13 protein-coding genes are annotated in these 17,083 nt (G+C 67.3%); 9 read left to right on the top strand and 4 right to left on the bottom strand.

The genetic code is table 11. The features are described from left to right. Positions 1-25: 25 nt before the first annotated feature. From hisC to EBL84_RS07680, 7 genes are all read left to right on the top strand, one after another. The gene (gene hisC, locus EBL84_RS07710; protein WP_123140281.1) at positions 26-1,084 is read left to right on the top strand and encodes a histidinol-phosphate transaminase; all 1,059 of its coding nucleotides are present in this window, start codon (positions 26-28) and stop codon (positions 1,082-1,084) included. Positions 1,085-1,199: 115 nt separating this feature from the next. Beyond that, positions 1,200-2,537: a 3-phosphoshikimate 1-carboxyvinyltransferase gene (gene aroA / locus EBL84_RS07705; RefSeq protein WP_123140280.1), complete on the top strand. Its 1,338-nt coding sequence runs from the start codon at positions 1,200-1,202 to the stop codon at positions 2,535-2,537. Beyond that, positions 2,534-3,202, top strand: a complete 669-nt coding sequence (gene cmk, locus EBL84_RS07700) for a (d)CMP kinase (RefSeq protein ID WP_123140279.1) — start codon at positions 2,534-2,536, stop codon at positions 3,200-3,202. The genes aroA and cmk overlap by 4 nt, the downstream gene beginning before the upstream one ends. A gap of 135 nt (positions 3,203-3,337) precedes the next feature. Then, positions 3,338-5,020 (top strand): 30S ribosomal protein S1, encoded by a 1,683-nt coding sequence (rpsA, locus tag EBL84_RS07695; RefSeq protein WP_062276163.1) that lies wholly within the window; start codon positions 3,338-3,340, stop codon positions 5,018-5,020. Between the two features lie 77 nt (positions 5,021-5,097). Then, positions 5,098-5,463 carry an integration host factor subunit beta gene (gene ihfB / locus EBL84_RS07690; protein ID WP_005223924.1) on the top strand — a complete coding sequence of 122 codons (366 nt, stop codon included), beginning with the start codon at positions 5,098-5,100 and terminating at the stop codon, positions 5,461-5,463. Between the two features lie 70 nt (positions 5,464-5,533). After that, on the top strand, positions 5,534-6,295 hold the full coding sequence (locus EBL84_RS07685) for an AraC family transcriptional regulator (RefSeq protein ID WP_123140278.1): 762 nt from the start codon (positions 5,534-5,536) through the stop codon (positions 6,293-6,295). A gap of 95 nt (positions 6,296-6,390) precedes the next feature. Further along, positions 6,391-7,320, top strand: a complete 930-nt coding sequence (locus tag EBL84_RS07680; protein WP_123140277.1) for a DMT family transporter — start codon at positions 6,391-6,393, stop codon at positions 7,318-7,320. Here the strand turns inward: EBL84_RS07680 and EBL84_RS07675 are convergent. From EBL84_RS07675 to EBL84_RS07660, 4 genes are all read right to left on the bottom strand, one after another. Next, positions 7,265-7,918: a cytochrome b/b6 domain-containing protein gene (locus EBL84_RS07675; protein ID WP_062276155.1), complete on the bottom strand. Its 654-nt coding sequence runs from the start codon at positions 7,916-7,918 to the stop codon at positions 7,265-7,267. The two genes, EBL84_RS07680 and EBL84_RS07675, sit on opposite strands and share 56 nt — an antisense overlap. Beyond that, positions 7,918-9,567, bottom strand: a complete 1,650-nt coding sequence (locus EBL84_RS07670) for a tetrathionate reductase family octaheme c-type cytochrome (protein WP_123140276.1) — start codon at positions 9,565-9,567, stop codon at positions 7,918-7,920. The genes EBL84_RS07675 and EBL84_RS07670 overlap by 1 nt, the downstream gene beginning before the upstream one ends. A 354-nt stretch (positions 9,568-9,921) precedes the next feature. Further along, entirely contained in the window at positions 9,922-11,070 is a 1,149-nt protein-coding gene (locus EBL84_RS07665; RefSeq protein WP_123140275.1) for an aminotransferase class V-fold PLP-dependent enzyme, read from the bottom strand. Next, the gene (locus tag EBL84_RS07660; RefSeq protein WP_190287908.1) at positions 11,067-11,951 is read right to left on the bottom strand and encodes a L,D-transpeptidase; all 885 of its coding nucleotides are present in this window, start codon (positions 11,949-11,951) and stop codon (positions 11,067-11,069) included. Before EBL84_RS07660 ends, EBL84_RS07665 begins: the two co-directional genes overlap by 4 nt. A 389-nt stretch (positions 11,952-12,340) precedes the next feature. On the opposite strand from EBL84_RS07660, the gene EBL84_RS07655 reads away from it, so the two are divergent. After that, entirely contained in the window at positions 12,341-13,582 is a 1,242-nt protein-coding gene (locus EBL84_RS07655; RefSeq protein WP_123140273.1) for a DNA repair exonuclease, read from the top strand. Beyond that, positions 13,579-17,079 carry a YhaN family protein gene (locus tag EBL84_RS07650; RefSeq protein WP_123140272.1) on the top strand — a complete coding sequence of 1,167 codons (3,501 nt, stop codon included), beginning with the start codon at positions 13,579-13,581 and terminating at the stop codon, positions 17,077-17,079. Before EBL84_RS07655 ends, EBL84_RS07650 begins: the two co-directional genes overlap by 4 nt. The last annotated feature ends 4 nt before the right edge of the window (positions 17,080-17,083 follow it).

Below are 17,083 nucleotides of genomic sequence, written 5' to 3'. Positions count from 1 at the left end.
CATCCAATCCCGCGATCCGCCGAACATGAGTCAATACTGGAGCGACCTGGTCCACACCCTGCAGCCCTATGTCCCCGGTGAGCAGCCCAGGCATGTCGAGCTGACCAAGCTCAACACCAACGAGAACCCCTATCCGCCCTCGCCGCGGGTGCGTGCGGTGCTCGATGACGCGGCGGTCGACGCGCTCCGACTCTATCCCGATCCCGACAGCGGCGCGCTCAAGGCCGCCCTCGCCGCGCGTGCGGGGCTGGCGCCGGAGAACGTCTTCATCGGCAACGGTTCGGATGACGTGTTGGCGCTCGCCTTCATGGCCTTCTTCAAACAGCCCGAGCCGCTACGCTTCCCGGATCTGACCTACGGTTTCTATCCGGTCTATTGCAAGCTTTTTGGGATCGCCTCGCGGATCGTCCCGCTCAATGCCGCCTTCGAGGTCGACCCGGCCGACTATGTCGCCGAGAGCGGTCCGATCGTGCTCCCCAACCCCAATGCCCCGACCGGTCGGGCGCTGCCGCTCGAACAGCTCGAGCGCCTGCTCGCGGCCAACCGCGAGCGGGTGGTGCTGATCGACGAGGCCTATGTCGACTTCGGCGCCGAGAGCGCGGTGGCGCTGCTCGCCGAGCACCCGCAGCTCTTGGTGGTGCAGACCTTCTCCAAGTCGCGCTCGCTGGCCGGGCTGCGGGTCGGCTTCGCCTATGGCTCGGCCGAGCTGATCGCGGGTCTGGAGCGGGTCAAGGACTCCTTCAACTCCTATCCGCTCGATCGGCTGGCGCAGGCCGGCGCGCTCGCTGCGCTGGAGGACGAGGACTACTTCCGCGACTGCATCGCGCGAGTGATGGCCACGCGCGAGTGGACGGTCGCCGAACTCACCCGGCGCGGCTTTGCGGTGCTGCCCTCGCAGACCAACTTCGTGCTGGCGCGGGTGCCGAACGGCCGGGCCCGCGCGCTCTTCGAGCAGCTGCGCGAGGTCGGGGTGCTGGTGCGTTATTTCGATCGGCCACGTCTGCATGAGCACCTGCGCATCTCGATCGGTACCGATGCCGAGATGCGTCGTCTGGTCGAGGAGATCGACCGCCTGCTCGACTGAGAGTGGTGATTCGGGACGCGTTCAACCCGACATGGCGGTTTACCCGGTTGTGCTCGGGCGCGTAAAATTAACCGTTTATCCATAAAAACCCGGTCGACACGACGCGGAGGGACACTTGGCAGAGCTTGAGGATATCCGTTATCTGGTCGGCCCCGGCGGGGCGCTCACCGGGCGGTTGCGCGTACCGGGCGACAAGTCGATCTCGCATCGCTCGATCATGCTCGCGGCGCTGGCCGAGGGCGAGACCCGGATCAGCGGTTTTCTCGAGGGCGCCGATGCCCTCGCCACGCTCGCGGCCTTTCGCCGCATGGGCGTCGAGATCGAAGGCCCGGAGGCGGGCAGGGTCCGGGTGCGCGGGGTCGGTCTGCATGGGCTCGAGGCCCCGGACGCGGTGCTCGACATGGGCAACTCCGGCACCTCGATGCGGCTGCTCGCCGGTTTGCTCGCCGGTCAGCGTTTCGCCACCACCCTGGTCGGCGACGCCTCGCTGACGCGGCGTCCGATGCGTCGGGTGACCGAACCGCTGGCGCGGATGGGCGCGCGGATCGAGACCTCGGAGACCGGCACCGCGCCGTTGCGCATCACCCCGGTCGAGACACTCGCCGGGATCGATTACGCACTGCCGGTGGCCAGCGCCCAGATCAAATCGAGCCTGCTGCTCGCCGGGCTCTTTGCCGAGGGCGAGACCTGTGTGACCGAGCCTGCGCCGACGCGCGATCACACCGAGCGCATGCTCAGCGCCTTCGGCTATCGGCTGCGTCGCGACGGCGCCCGGGTCTGTCTGAGCGGTGGCGGACGGCTGCGGGGCTGTGAGCTGGTGGTGCCGGCCGATATCTCTTCGGCGGCCTTCTTCCTCGTCGGCGCGAGCATCGCGCCGGGCTCGGATCTGCTGCTCGAGGGGGTCGGTATCAACCCCACCCGGATCGGCGTGATCAACATCCTGCGCGCCATGGGCGGTGACATCGAGCTGCGCGACGAGCGCATGGCCGGCGGCGAGCCGGTGGCCGATATCCGCGTGCGTCATGCGCCGCTCCACGGGATCGAGATCCCGCGCGACCAGGTCCCCCTGGCCATCGACGAGTTCCCGGCGCTGTTCATCGCCGCCGCCTGTGCCGAGGGCGAGACCCGGCTCGGCGGCGCCGAGGAGCTGCGGGTCAAGGAGAGCGATCGCATCCAGGTGATGGCCGATGGTCTGGCCACGCTCGGCATCGAGGCCGAGCCGCTGCCCGACGGCATCCGCATCCGTGGCGGCGCGCTCGGCTCGAACCTCGGGCGTGCACCGATCCAGGCCCACGGCGATCACCGCATCGCCATGTCCTTCGCCATCGCCGCACTGCGCGCCGCCGGGCCGGTGGAGATCCACGACTGCGCCAACGTCGAGACCTCCTTCCCCGGCTTCCCACGGCTGGCGGCGAGCGCCGGGTTGCAGATCGAGGAGCAACAACGCGCATGATTCCGGTAATTACCGTCGATGGTCCCTCGGGGACCGGCAAGGGGACCCTGACCGCGCTGCTCGGCGAACGGCTCGGCTGGCACTGTCTCGACAGCGGGGCGCTCTACCGGGTGCTGGGGCTCGCCGCCGGGCGCGCCGGGGTGGACCTCGAGGATGCCGAGGGACTGGCGGCGCTCGCCGCCGGGCTCGAGCTACGCTTCGTCGAGCGCCGGGTGCTGCTCGCCGACGAGGACGTCAGTGACCTGATCCGCACCGAGCAGGCCGGCATGGCCGCCTCACGCGCCGCCGCGCACGCCCCGGTGCGTGAGGCGTTGCTCGAATGGCAGCGACGCATGGCGCGCGAGCCCGGGCTGATCGCCGATGGTCGCGACATGGGCACCGTGGTCTTCCCTCAGGCTCCATTGAAAGTCTTTCTCGATGCCAGCCCCGAGGTGCGCGCCGAACGGCGTTATAAACAGTTGAAAGAAAAGGGGTTGGATGCTAGTCTCCCGGACCTCATAAAGGATATTCGCGAGCGCGATCAGCGCGACCGCAACCGCGCGGTCGCGCCGCTGCGTCCGGCAACGGACGCCGTGACGCTGGATTCGACCGCGATGTCCATTCAGGAAGTGCTCGATCGGGTCTTGGAAGAGGTAAGGCGCGTCTTCCCGGAGCTGGTCTCTTGACGTCGATCCCGTCTCTCGGGACGGGTCGACACTTGGTCGGGTCGGTGCGCGCTGCATCGGCCTTGTCGTTTAATTCATCACCCACCGCTCCGGACGGAGTGGAACGCGCGCCGTTCTTCAGGATAATTGGATCTCATGACCGAAAGCTTTGCCGAACTTTTTGAACAGAGTCTGAACACCACCCAGCTCCAGCCGGGCACCATCGTCATTGGTACCGTGATCGAAATCACGTCCGACAACGTGATGGTGAACGCCGGGCTGAAGTCCGAGGGCGTGATCCCGCGCAGCCAGTTCATCAGCGCCGAAGGCGAGCTCGAGGTCGCCGTCGGCGACGAGGTCGAGGTCGCCCTGGACGCGGTCGAGGACGGTTTCGGCGTCACTCGTCTGTCGCGTGAGAAGGCCAAGCGTTTCGCGGCCTGGGATCACCTGGAGAAGGCCTTCGAGGCCGCCGAGACCGTCAAGGGCATGATCAACGGCAAGGTCAAGGGCGGCTTCACCGTCGACCTCGGTACCGTGCGTGCCTTCCTGCCGGGCTCCCTGGTCGACGTGCGTCCGGTGCGTGACACCACCTACCTCGAAGGCAAGGAGCAGGAATTCAAGGTCATCAAGCTCGACCGCAAGCGCAACAACGTCGTGGTGTCGCGCCGTGCGGTGGTCGAGGAAGAGTACAGCGCCGAGCGCGAGGCGCTGCTCAAGAACCTCGAAGAGGGCATGGAGATCAAGGGTATCGTCAAGAACCTCACCGATTACGGTGCGTTCCTGGATCTCGGCGGTATCGACGGCCTGCTGCACATCACCGACATGGCCTGGCGTCGCGTCAAGCACCCCTCCGAGGTGGTCGAGATCGGTGACGAGATCAGCGTCAAGGTGCTCAAGTTCGATCGTGAGCGTCAGCGCGTCTCCCTCGGCCTCAAGCAGATGGGCGAGGATCCGTGGGTCAACATCTCGCGTCGCTACCCCGAGAGCACCCGCGTCTTCGGTAAGGTGACCAACATCGCCGACTACGGCTGCTTCGTCGAGATCGAAGAGGGCGTCGAGGGTCTGGTCCACGTCTCCGAGATGGACTGGACCAACAAGAACATCCACCCGAGCAAGGTCGTCGCGCTCGGCGACGAGGTCGAGGTCATGGTGCTCGACATCGACGAGGAGCGTCGTCGCATCTCGCTCGGCATCAAGCAGTGCGCACTCAACCCCTGGGACGAGTTCGCCGCGACCCACAAGAAGGGCGACCACGTCACCGGCAAGATCAAGTCGATCACCGACTTCGGTATCTTCATCGGTCTCGAGGGTGGCATCGACGGTCTGGTGCACCTCTCCGACATCTCCTGGGACGAGTCCGGCGAGCAGGCCCTGCGTCGCTACAAGAAGGGCGACGAGCTCGAGACCGTGGTGCTCTCGGTCGACCCCGAGCGCGAGCGCATCTCGCTCGGCGTCAAGCAGCTCGACAAGGATCCCTTCTCCAGCTTCGTGGCGCTGCACGACAAGGGCAGCATCGTCACCGGCGTGATCACCGAGGTCGACCCCAAGGGCGCGACCATCGCGCTGGCCGATGGTGTCGAGGGCTACCTCCGCGCCTCCGAGATCTCGCGTGACCGCGTCGAGGATGCGCGCACCGTGCTCAAGGCCGGCGAGGAGATCGAGGCCAAGTTCCTCGGTGTCGATCGCAAGAACCGCACCCTGTCGCTGTCGATGAAGGCGAAGGACGTCGAAGAAGAGCAGGCGGCAATCAAGGGTTATGCCCGCGAGTCCTCCAGTGGCACCGCCACCCTCGGCGACATCCTCAAGGAGCAGATGGAAGAGGCCCAGCGCGGCAACTAATGCCGGCTTGACGCTTCCATGACCCTCCGGGGCCCGTCGTCTGGCGGGCCCCGCATGCTTTTCCAGGAGTCGATACCATGACGAAATCCGAGCTGATCGACGTTCTGGCCGCCGAGCAGGATCATCTTCCCTACAAAGATGTCGAAGAGGCGGTTCGAAAGATCCTCGAGCGCATGAGCAGCGCGCTCGCCTCCGGTGAACGAATCGAGATTCGTGGCTTCGGAAGCTTTTCGCTCCATTACCGTCCACCCCGTATCGGTCGCAACCCGAAGACCGGGGAATCGGTGGCCCTGGCCGGCAAGCACGTCCCGCACTTCAAGCCAGGCAAGGAACTCCGGGATCGCGTCAACCAGGCATTCCAGCGGGACCGGGCCGCGCAGGCCGACGTCGTCGATGACGACGATGCCAGCGCGCCCTCCCTGCAGGTCGCAGTCTCCAGCTGAGACCGCTCGACGGGCATCGTGATCCTCACGGTGCCCGTTTCTCATCGACCCTCCGGTGTGTCCCGACACCATGCACGATGATCAACCCTATCTGATCGAGCTGCGTCACTACGCCCCCCGCCAGACACGCCACCACCATCCCCATGCCCAGGTGGTGATCCCGTTGCAGGGCACCATGGATCTCGCCATCGCCAGCCGTGAGACCCGGCTCGCCGTCGGTATGGTCGCGGTGCTCGCGCCCGGCACCCGGCATGATTTCAGCGGCAGCGCACGCAATCGATTCCTGGTGTTCGACCTCGCCGATCCGCTGTTGATCGAACGCTGTCTGGACGATGATGCGGCGCCGGTGCGAACCCTGGGCTCCACGGCTTCGCGTTATCTCGCCCTGCTCGCCGGTGAGCTGGAACAGGGCGGACGGCGCCTCTGCTCGCGCGCGGCGATCACTACGGCGTGCGAATTGCTTGCCGAGCCTGCTGCCGAGGCCATCGACGGCGAGATCGGGCCGCCCTCGCGCTTGCTGCGCGCTGAACGCCTGCTCGCCGGAGAGGGTGCCGATGGGCCGAATGTGGCCGAGATTGCAGCCAGCGTCGGACTCTCGGTCAGTCAGCTCAATCGGCTGTATCGGGCCCGTCATGGACGCTCTCCCAAGCAGGCTCAGATCGCCGAGCGACTCGCACGCGCCACTCGGCTGCTGCGCGAGACCGATCACTCGGTCGCGACCATCGCCCACCTGCTCGGCTATCGCAATCCGTCTTCCTTCTGCAGCCTGTTCAAAGAGCATCTCGGGATGACCCCGAGCGATTACCGACGCGCAGCAACTGGAGCAGGGTGAGCGATTTCCGAATCCTTTGCGCGGTTTGCCGAACGACACCGCGGGCGCTGCTGCACTAGGCTGTCGCGCTTTATCGTCAACGACCAGGATTCGCGATGTCGATGATCCTTGCCGCCGCGGCGCTCTGGGGCCTCCTCGGCCTGTTCGCCGTGACCCTCAATGCCGCCGGGTTCGACGGTCAGCAGGTCGCCATCCTGAGGATCCTCTGTGCCGCACTGCTGCTCGTCGTCGGCGCGCGCTGGCTGCTGCGTGGCGTCGATCTGCGGGTGTTGGCGGCGCAGTCCCCGCGGTTGGTGGTCCATGGCCTGATCGGGGTGCTCGGCTACAACCTCTGCTACTTCCAGGCGATCGATAAGGTCGGGGTCGGTGTGGCGGTGGTGCTGCTCTATACCGCACCGCTCTGGGCGCTGGTCTTTGCGGTGTTGTTCGATGGCGAGTCGGTGACGGTACGCGGGGTCGCCGCCGCGCTCGGCGCCCTGTGCGGGGTGGTGGTGTTGCTCGGCCAGACCCTGTCGACCGGAACGGGGGCGCTCTCCGGGGTGTTGTTCGGGCTCGCCGCGGGCCTGTGCTATGCGCTCTATCCGGTGCTCGGACGCGGCCTGATTGCACGGCTCGGGCCGGATCCGGTGATGGCCAGTGGATTCATCCTCAGCGCCCTGATCCTGATCCTGTTGCCCGTGACCTGGCAGGCGCTCGGAGGAGTGGCTGTTCACCGGGGGGAGTGGGCGATCTGGGGCGCCTTGCTGGCGATGGGCCTGCTCGGGACCCTGCTCGCCTATGCCCTGTTCACCCGTGGACTGAGACGGGTCAACGCCTCGCGCGCGGCGGTGTTGGCTACCGTCGAGCCGGTGGTGGCGGTGCTCGGTGCCGTGCTCTGTCTCGGCGAGCGGTTCTCGCCGACGCAGTGGGGCGGTGTCGTGCTGATCCTCATCAGTGCGTTATTGGTGGCCATCCCTGGCCGTCATCGGGTCAGCGGATCATCGCCGGCTGATCCTTCTCCAGATAGGCCTCTTCCTCGGGGGTGAGTTCGACCAGGTCGAAGCCGGTGATCATCGGGGTGACATGCTCGCGGAAGGAATGTCCGGTGGTGAGCATGTAGACATGGATGAAGGCGAAGGCGAGGATCGCGAAGGCCGCGCCGGTGTGGATCATCGCCACGGCCTCCAGCCAGCCGGTGGCGTGGGGGATGTCGCGCCACAGGAAGTAGAAGATATAGAGCAGCCCGGTGACCCAGATCAGCGGGAAGAGCACCACCTTGAGCATCAGATAGGCCAGCGCCTGCAGGGGGTTGTGCTTGCGCCAGAAGGCCTTGCGGTAGGGGTGGCGCTCCCCCCTGAAGATGCCGAAGCTGTAGAAGCGCAGCACCTGCCAGAGCCCGTGTCCGGTCGGCAGGAAGTGGCGCCAGGTCTCGGTGGTGAAGAGCCAGAACACGCTGAACATCCAGAGGATCAGCAGGGCGCTCGCGGCATACATGTGGATGGTCACCGCGACCTCGAAGTCGAACAGGTCGTGGAAACCGTGCAGACCGAAGCCGGTGAGCATCAGGATCACGATCAGCGCCATCTGGCTCCAGTGCCAGAAGCGCTCGAAGCGTCCGAAGATCAGAACCTTGCGCATGGCCATCAGTGTTGTTCCCCCTTCGAGAAGAGCCGGATCAGGGCGTGGATGAGGATGCCGAGCAGGGTTGCGCCGACGGCGATGATGCCGATGATGTCGAGCCAGCGGCTGTGGTCGCGGCCGGGCAGATAGACCCCTTCGAGTCCGGCGAGCCGGCCCTCGGCGGCATGGCAGTCGCGACAGGCGAGAGCATCTTCCTTGGGGGCGACCATGTGGGTGATCGGCCACCAGGAGAGGGTCTCGACGAAGCCGAACTCGCCCGAGTAGTCGAGCCCGAAATCGGCCATGCCGCGGGCGATGGCCCGTCCCATGTCGTAATTGCCCCAGTAGGCGGCGTCATCGACGCCCCAGAGATGGGTGTAGACCAGGGTGGCGTTGCCGGCGTCGTAGGGCATCCAGGTGCGCATCCGCTTGAACGGCCAGATGCGTGAATCGGCGTCCTCGCGCGAGCCGTCGAAGCCGTTGATCTCGATCGGCTGCTGGCTGTCGTCGAACTTGGTATCGATGGTGGTGTAGTGCATCTGGCCATCGAACCAGGCGTACTCGGGCACGATGTCCTCGTCATAGACGAAATCGCCCTTGATCGACTTGTAGGTGTAGCGATGCTCGCCGTTGCCCTGGGTATAGCCGTGCTCGTGATAGCCCTCGCCGTCGCGCGTCCTGCCGGCGGTGCGCCAGTCCCAATCGGTGATGGTGGCCACGCCGCCGCGGGCGAACTCGGGGATGTGGCAGGTCTGACAGGCCACGCTCGAGACATGGTCGTTGAGCTTGAAGGCGCGGATCGAGTCGATCGGGTGGGGCGAGAGGCCGTGGCAGGACTCGCAGGTGGCGACGTCGCGGCGCTCGCCGGGCTGGCCGGTGCCCTCGGTGTCGCGCGAGACGACCTTGTAGCGGCTGCCCGCCCAGACGTGCTGCTTGGTGATGTGACAGGCGGTGCAGGAGAAGTTGAGTCCCGCAGCGTCCATATGCACGTCGAGATCGTGGGGAGGATCGATCAGTGCGGTGGAGAGATCGCCGTGCTTGACGTTGTCGCCGCCACCGCCGTTGAAGTGACAGGTCCCGCAGTTTTCCCGACTCGGTAGCGCGACGTTGCGCGCGATCTCGCCGAGATCGAGCGGGGCCATGTCCTCGAACATCACCGAACAGGCCGAGTGGCCCTCGTTGTTCGGGGTCTTGTAATAGGTACCGGTGCCGTCGTGACAGACCAGACAGTCGATCCTGGTCTCGTCGGTGAAGTCGAAATCCTCGTCCTTCCAGCCGTAGCCGGCGTGACACTGGGCGCACATCCCCTCGTTGCCACGGGCGTTGGTACAGAAGTTGTTGATCAGGTGACGCTTGCCGAGCTGCTGACCGGTATCCGGGTCGACATAGTCCCAGGTCCAGTGGACGTTGCGCATGAAGTGCTCACCGGTCTCGGTGTGACAGCTCAGACACGCTTCGGTGACCTCGGGGCCGGACTCAAAGGCCTGCTGCAGCACCTCGAACTTGGCATGATCGGCAGTGCCGCCGGTGAGTGGACCGGAGCGTTGGGGGCGTTGCTGACTCGGCGTGTCCTGCGCTGTCGTCTCCTGCGGCGTCGTGTGGGGCGATGCCGACGACGAGCAGGCGACCAGCATCAGGCCCACGGCGACCAGTCGTGTGGTGGTGATGAACATCTCGCACCTCGGATTGGATGGGGAAGGCGTTCGCGGACCTGATCGAGCCGATGAGGATTGCCCGCTTAGGGCTGGTAAATAAACACGAAAGCCGAACCCTGCGCCTTGAGCAAGCGCAAGTCGATCACGCTTTGTTGCCGCTCGCCGGGGACGGCAGCACGCCGGGGGCGAGTCAGGGCAGCATGGCGGGCACGAGCAGATAGCCGATGATGGTCCCGAAGAGGGTTCCGAGCAGGGCGCCCAGCAGGATTCCGTACCACTTCACGCCGTTGCGACTCCTGGGGTTGAGCGGGGTTGGACCGAATGTGCGACATTGTGCGCCGAGCCCGCCGGAGCGGGCAAGGGCGATGGCGATTACAGGGTGCCTGAGAGCCGTACGACCGCGTCGATGGCGCGCTCGAGCGTCTCCTCGGTGGTGTGGAAGTGTGGCGAGAAGCGGATCCCGCCGCCGCGCTGGGCACAGAGCACCTGATGGCGCATCAGTGCCGGGTAGAGATGCTCGCTCGCCACGCCGGGGACCCGGAAGGTGACGATCCCGGCGCGCCGTTCGGGGGGGCGGGGGGTCAAGAGTTCGAGGCCGTGACGATCGATCGCCGCGATCAGCCAATCGGTCCGCTGTCTGATCAGGGTCTCGACCGTTGTCGTGCCGACCTCCTCGAGCAGCGACAGACTCGACTCCAGCGCGTGCGCGGCGAGCAGGTTGGGGCTGCCGCATTCGAAGCGTCTGGCGTCGGGCGCCGGACTCCAGTCGCGCTGTTCGAAGTCCCCCGGGTTGGCGACCATGTGCCAGCCGAACTGGTGCAGCGCGAGGCGCTCGAGTTGGGTCGGGCCGATATGGAGCAGCGCCAGCCCCTCCGGGCCGAGCATCCACTTGTGGCCGTCGGCGACGACGAAATCGGCGCCACTATCAGCGAGCGAGAAGGGCAGCGCGCCGAGTCCCTGGATGGCATCGACACAGAAGAGGATGTCACGCTCGCGACAGAAGGCACCGATCCGTGCCAGGTCGAGCCGCAGGCCGCGGGCGTACTGTACCCAGCTCACCGCGATCAGACGGGTGCGCTCGTCGCACAGGGCGCAGAGATCGCTCTCCGGATCGCTGCTCTGCTCCAGATCGAGCGCCCGCCAATCCACCCCGCGTGGTGCCAGTGACTCCCAGACGATCCGGTTGGAGGGAAACTCCTGAGCGATTCCGACGATATTGTCCCCGGCGCTCCAGGGCAGGCCGTGGGCGATCACCGAGAGCGCCTCGGAGGTGTTCTTGAGCAGTGCGATGCTGCCCGTGTCGGCGCTGCCGACGAGTCGCGCGAGCCGCTCGCGCAGACGTGTCTCGACCTGCAGCCAGTCGAGATAGGCCAGCGAGCCGTGCGCGGCATTGTCCTCGGCGAAGCGGCGCACCACCTCGACGCTGCGTCGCGGCCAGGGGCCGACGGCGGCGTGATTGAGGTGGCACAGCTCGGGGACCAGTGGGAACTCCTCGGCGAGTGGGTGCTGGCGCAGGCTCATCCCTCGTTGGCCTCCGGCGTCGGTGTCGAGGGTTCGGGCGAGAGGCGCTGGACCATGCCCGATTCGGGCAGACGCAACGCCGAGCTGCCGAGCGGTTGACGGACGTCCTGCACGGTGGCGGGGGCCGGCTCGTCACGGGCGACGGTCTGTGGCGTGTCCGTCACCGTGGCCGGGGCGTCGTCGAGCGCGGTCGACTGGGCCGGCTGCTGCTGGGCGGGGGCGAGCGGTGTCGGCGCGGTGGTGTCCGTGACCCTGGGCGTCGTCGTGGTGATCGGTGCCGGTTGCGGCGGCGACGGCTCGGGTGCGCTCTGCGCCCGGGCGGCCTGTTCGCGCCGGGCGCTGGCCGCGCGCTCTGCGGCGAGTTGACGCTGGCGCTTGGCATAGTTGCCGTAGCTGGGGCCTCGCCCGACGATGGTCACCGCTGTGCCCTGGTCGACCTTGGCGAACAGCAGCGGGGCAACCTCGGCGGGCATGCGGATACAGCCGTGCGAGGCGGGTCTGCCCGGACGCGGGATGGGGCCGGCGTGCAGGCCGATGCCGTCATAGGTCAGACGCATGAAATAGGGCATCTTGGCGCCGACGAAGCGGGCGCCGTCGGGCAGTGGGTCGCGCCCGACCTTGACGTTCGACTGGATCAACTTGCCCCCGGAGCCGTAGTAGCGACCGTAGAGGTTGGAGCGCTTGTTCTCGACCTTCTCCATCACCGTGAAGCTGCCGGTCGGTGTGGGGTGACGCGACACCCCGGTGGCCACGGTCGCCCAACCGACCTCCACGTCGCCGTCATAGAACCTGGCCTTCTGGTCGTCGGTGTCGACGACGATGTGCGAGACCCGTCGTCCCTCGCCACGCCACTCGTAGAGCGAGGGTTCCTTGGGGATCACGGGCGTCGATTGTGGCTGTGGCGGCTGTTGCTCCGCCGGCTCAGGCGGGGCCGGCTGTGGTTCCGGCTTGGCGGCAAGTCGTGGCCATTCGGTGCAACCGCTCAGGGTAGTCAGGGCCAGGGCGCATAACCAGAGGGTCCGGGGGCGTGCCAGGGTGCGAAGGGTGGGCGTGGGATTGCTCATCATGGGATTCCCCGGGTGGTTGTGTCGGTGCTGTTGCGCTTTCTCAATATGGTTAGGATAACGTGGCGAAGTTTCGAGGGCATCCGCCGACCTCGAATAACGGCGCGATCGCGGGGAACATGACAACGGTGTTGGACACTGCTCGCGGAGCAGGGCGAGAATGCCCGAAATCGATGGACTCGTACCCGCATGGAGGGGATGGACGCGTGAGATTCCTGCACGCCGCCGATATTCATCTCGACAGCCCGTTACAGGGGCTCGAGCGTTATCCCGGCGCACCGCTCGAGGCGCTGCGCGGCGCTACCCGACGCGCCTTCGTCAACCTGGTGGAGCTGGCGCTTGCCGAGTCGGTTGACCTGCTGCTGCTCGCCGGCGATCTCTACGACGGCGATTGGAAGGACTACAACACCGGGCTGTTCTTCATCGCTCAGATACAGCGCCTGCATGCCGCCGGCATTCCGGTCTGTCTGATCGCTGGCAATCACGATGCCGCCAGCCAGATCACCCGGACCCTGCGTCTGCCCGACAACGTCCATGTCTTCGCCACCGAGTGCCCCGAGACCCGGCTCTTCGAGACGCTCGGCGTGGCCGTGCATGGTCAGGGGTTCGCCACCCGGGCGGTCACCACCGATCTCAGTCGGGCCTATCCACCGCCGGTCTCCGGTCTGTTCAACATCGGTCTGCTGCACACCTCGCTCGACGGGCGTCCCGGTCATGCCCCCTATGCGCCCTGCAGGCTCGAGGCGCTGCGCAGTCACGGCTATGACTACTGGGCCCTGGGACACGTCCATGCTCGCGAGGTCCTCGCCGAATCCCCCTGGATCGTCTTTCCCGGCAATCTGCAGGGGCGCCATATCCGCGAGTGCGGCGCCAAGGGTGCGACCCTGGTGGAGATCGATCGCGCAGGAGGGGTCTGTCTGGAGCATCGTGCGCTGGACGTGGTGCGCTGGCACCTGCTCGCTGTCGAGATCGAGGGCTGTACCGATCTCGATGCCGTCCATGCCCGCATCGGGTGTGCGCTGGAGCGTGTCATCGACCAGGCCGAGGGACGGCTGCTTGCCGTGCGGCTGGCGCTGAGTGGTGCGACTGCGCTCGATGCCTGGCTGCGTGCCGAACACGAACAGCTGGTCAACGATTGTCGCGGGCTCGCCAGCGTCCACGGCGACCGGCTCTGGCTCGAGCAGGTCCGTCTGCAGACCCGTCCGCAGGTGAGGAGGGGCGAGGCCGACGAGACCCTCGGTGGTCTGCTCGCGGCGATCGAGACGCTCGAACTCGACCCTGAGGCGCTGGCGCGTCTGGCCGAGGGCTTCGAACCGCTCGCCGCACGTCTCCCGGCCGGTCTCCGGCGAGGCGAGGACGACCCCACCGACCCGGCGGTGCTGCGCGCCTGTCTCGATGATGTGCGCGCACTGTTACGCGCACGCCTGCTCGAGAGCGATCCGCGATGAGGGTGCTGAGACTGGAGTTGCGCGCATTCGGTCCCTTCACCGATCGGGTGCTGGATCTCAGCGCGGGTGATGCCGGCGTGCACCTGATCCATGGTCCCAACGAGGCGGGCAAGAGTTCGGCGCTGCGTGCGTTGCACGGACTCTTCTACGGTATCCCCGAACGCACCAGTGACGATTTTCTCCATCCTGCGCGCGAGCTGAGGGTCGGTGCGCTGTTGCTCGGCGCCACGGGTGAGCAACTCCACTGTGTCCGCCGCAAGGGACGCAAGCACACCCTGCTCGATGCCGCTGGCGAAGCGCTCGACGAACAGCGCTTGCAACGTCTGCTCGGCGGGGTCGATGCGGCGTTGTTCGAGCGGCTGTTCGGGATCGATCACGAGACCCTGGTCAGCGGGGGGCGTACCCTGCTCGAGGAACGGGGGCGCGAGGCCGAGGCATTGTTCGGCTCCGGGCTCGGCCGGGTGGCGGTCCATCGCGTGCTCGAGGGGTTGGACGCCTCGGCCGATGCGCTGTTTCGTCCCCGCGGGCGCAAGCAGCAGATCAACATGGCGCTCGCCGAGCGGGCCGAGCGACAGCGTCGTCAGCGCGACCTCGAACTCGGCGCAGTGGACTGGGAACGGGCGCGTGCCGCTCATGAGACGGCTTGCCGGGCGCTCGCCGAACTCGATGCCGAACGTGACCGGGTATTGCGCGAGCGGGCCCGGCTCGAGCGCATCCGTCGCACCCGCGCCGACTTGGAGGTGCGCCGGGGGTTGCTGGCGCGATTGGACGGGTTGGGCGAGCGGTTGCATCTGCCGGAGGACTTCGGCGCGCGTCGCCAGCAGGCCGAGGCCCAGCGTATCCGCGCCATCGAGTTGGGCGAACTGGTCTCGACGCGGCTCACGGCGCTCGAACAAGAGCTGGCGGGTATCGTCATCGAACCCCGGTTGCTTGCCGCTGGCGCCGAACTGGTCGAGCTGCGTGAACGACTCGGCAGCCATCGCAAGGCCGCGGCGGATCGCCCCATGCTGATCGCCAGACGCGACGCCCTGCACGCCCGGGTCGTCGAACGGGTCGCCCGAGTCGATGCCGGGGCTGCGCAGGCACCGACCGAGGCATTGCGTGACTGGCTCGATGCGCGTCGTCGGATCAACGCCCTGGGGGAGCGGCGCGAGGCGCTGTGGAGCGAGTTGCAACGCGCCCGGCTGGCGCGCGACGAGGCCGCACGGGCGGTGGAGGATTGCGAGCGTCAACTTGCCGCGCGTACACCGCCACGTTCGGTCGCGGCCCTGGAGCTGGCGCTCGAGCAGGCGCGTGGCGCCGGCGCGCTGGACGCCGATCTGGCCGAGCTCGAGGCGCAGGAACGTGCCCTCGGGCAACAGTGCGCGGCCGAACTCTCTCGCTTGAGTGGCTGGAGTCAGGGGCTGGAGTCCTTGCTGTGTGCGCCGCTGCCGGAGTTCGACGCCCTGGAGCACTGGATGCTGCGCGCCGATGCCTTGGCGCTGGAGCGCCAACGTCTGCGCGAGCGGCGGCAAGGCTGCGAACGGGAGATGGTCGAGATCGACACCGAGGCGCGCACCCTCGGGATCGCTGGAGAGGTTCCCAGCGAAACGGCATTGACCGCCGCGCGTGAGACGCGTGAGCGTCACTGGCAAGCACTCAAGGCGCACGATGCATCACTGCGACTGGAGGCCGGGGCGGCGCTGGCGCGACGATTCGAGACGGCGCTGCACGAGGCCGATGTCCTGGCCGACCGGCTCAGGCGCGAGAGTGACCGGGTACAGCGTTATCAGTCGTTGTGCATACGGCGCGAGGCGTGCGAGCGCGAGCGCGCGGCCTGCGATCTGGCCTGGCGTGAGCTGGAGAGCGCCGAGTGCGAGTTCGACGCCGCCTGGCGCGCGCTCTGGCAAGCCTGCTCGATGCAGGAGCCGCGCTCGCCGCGACAGATGCGCGGCTGGCTGGGACAGGCGCGGCGGCTGCGCGAGCAGGGCGAGCGGCTCACCGCGGTGCGCGAGCAACGTCAGCTGCTCGAGCAGCGTCAGATGCACGGTGTCGACGCCTTGCGCAGGGCGTTGCTGGCGCTCGATCGACAGGGGCCGGATGGGGAGGGCATGGATGTCTGGATGAGTGAGGCGGCGTCCGTGCTCGAGGCCTTGCAACGACATGCCCGGACGCATGAGACCCTGCTCGCCGAGCTGGAGCGGGCCCGGCAGCGCCGTGAGGGGGCTGGGAGCGCCTGTGAGCAGGCCGAACGTGACTGGTCGGCCTGGGAACGCGACTGGGGTGAGGCGATGGCGCGGGTCGGCCTCGCCGTCCACAGCCTGCCGAGCGAGGCCCAGGAGCATCTCGCCGAACTGGCCGAGGCGTTGCAGGATGCTCGCGAGGCGGCCGGTTTTCAGACCCGCATCGATGATATCGATGCCGATGCCCGGGGCTTTCTCGCGCAGCTGCGCGAGCGGATCGCGCGGATCGCCCCGGATCTCGCCGAGGAGCCAGCGGAGCTGGCGCTCCATACCCTGGATGCTCGGCTCGAGGGGATGCGCGCCCGGCAGGAGCGGCGCGACGAGCTGTTGCGCCAGCGTGACGAGGCGCGGCGTCAACTCGAGGAGGCCGGTAGCGCCTCGAGTAGCGCCGAGACCAGGATCGCCGAACTCTGTCGCCTGGCCGGCTGTGAGGGCCTCGATGCCCTGGCCGGGATCGAGGAACGTGCGCGACTGCAACGCGAGCTCGAACAGCAGCTGATCGCCGTCGAGGGGCGATTGATGGAGACGGGCGACGGTCTCGCGCTCGAGCAGCTCGAGACCGAGGCCGGTGCCGCCGAGATCGCCGGGGAGGCGCTGCTCGAGGCGCTCGCCCGACTCGAGCGCCGTCTCGACGAGACGCTCGATCCCGAGCGCGAACGTCTGCTTGCCGTACGGGTCGAGGCCGAGCATCGTCTGGCGACCATGAATGGCGCCGATGCCGCCGCCACCGAGGCCGAGGAGATCGAGCGCATCGATGCGCAGCTGCGCGATCAGTGCGGTCGCTATCTACGCTACCGACTGGCGGCGATGGTGCTGCGCGAGACCATCGAGGGCTTTCGGCGCAGCCATCGCGACCCGATCCTGGCGCGCACCGCCGAGGCCTTCGCGCGGCTGACCTGTGGCGCCTTCAGCGGGGTGGAGAGCGATTTCGGCGAGGACGATCAAGCGGTGCTGGTGGGGGTTCGCGCCAACGGTGAACGCGTGCGGGTCGAGGCGATGAGCACCGGGACGCGCGATCAGCTTTATCTCGCACTGCGTCTGGCGGGGCTGGAGCACCATCTGCGCCAGGCCGAGCCCTTGCCCTTCGTGGTCGACGACATCCTGGTGCAGTTCGATGACGCCCGTGCCCGCGCCACCCTCGAGACCCTGGCCGTCTTCTCCGCACAGACCCAGGTGATCCTCTTCACCCATCACCGACACCTGCTCGAGCTGGCGCGAGAGGTCGATCCGGAGGGGCGGCGGATCTTCATCCATGCCCTGGACCAAGGCGGTTGAGCAG

Source organism: Marichromatium sp. AB31 (assembly GCF_003718685.1).
Lineage (GTDB): Bacteria > Pseudomonadota > Gammaproteobacteria > Chromatiales > Chromatiaceae > Marichromatium > Marichromatium gracile.
Note: the sequence above shows the minus strand (reverse complement) of the source record. Positions and strands in the feature narration are given on the sequence as shown.

What these genes read in the sequence shown, in the direction of transcription:
- EBL84_RS07680 (WP_123140277.1), top strand. Translation starts at nt 6,391, where the DNA reads ATGTCGATGATCCTTGCCGCCGCGGCGCTCTGGGGCCTCCTCGGCCTG.
- EBL84_RS07685 (WP_123140278.1), top strand. Translation starts at nt 5,534, where the DNA reads ATGCACGATGATCAACCCTATCTGATCGAGCTGCGTCACTACGCCCCC.
- ihfB (WP_005223924.1), top strand. Translation starts at nt 5,098, where the DNA reads ATGACGAAATCCGAGCTGATCGACGTTCTGGCCGCCGAGCAGGATCAT.
- EBL84_RS07670 (WP_123140276.1), bottom strand. Translation starts at nt 9,567, where the DNA reads ATGTTCATCACCACCACACGACTGGTCGCCGTGGGCCTGATGCTGGTC.
- hisC (WP_123140281.1), top strand. Translation starts at nt 26, where the DNA reads ATGAGTCAATACTGGAGCGACCTGGTCCACACCCTGCAGCCCTATGTC.
- rpsA (WP_062276163.1), top strand. Translation starts at nt 3,338, where the DNA reads ATGACCGAAAGCTTTGCCGAACTTTTTGAACAGAGTCTGAACACCACC.
- EBL84_RS07650 (WP_123140272.1), top strand. Translation starts at nt 13,579, where the DNA reads ATGAGGGTGCTGAGACTGGAGTTGCGCGCATTCGGTCCCTTCACCGAT.
- EBL84_RS07665 (WP_123140275.1), bottom strand. Translation starts at nt 11,070, where the DNA reads ATGAGCCTGCGCCAGCACCCACTCGCCGAGGAGTTCCCACTGGTCCCC.
- cmk (WP_123140279.1), top strand. Translation starts at nt 2,534, where the DNA reads ATGATTCCGGTAATTACCGTCGATGGTCCCTCGGGGACCGGCAAGGGG.
- EBL84_RS07675 (WP_062276155.1), bottom strand. Translation starts at nt 7,918, where the DNA reads ATGGCCATGCGCAAGGTTCTGATCTTCGGACGCTTCGAGCGCTTCTGG.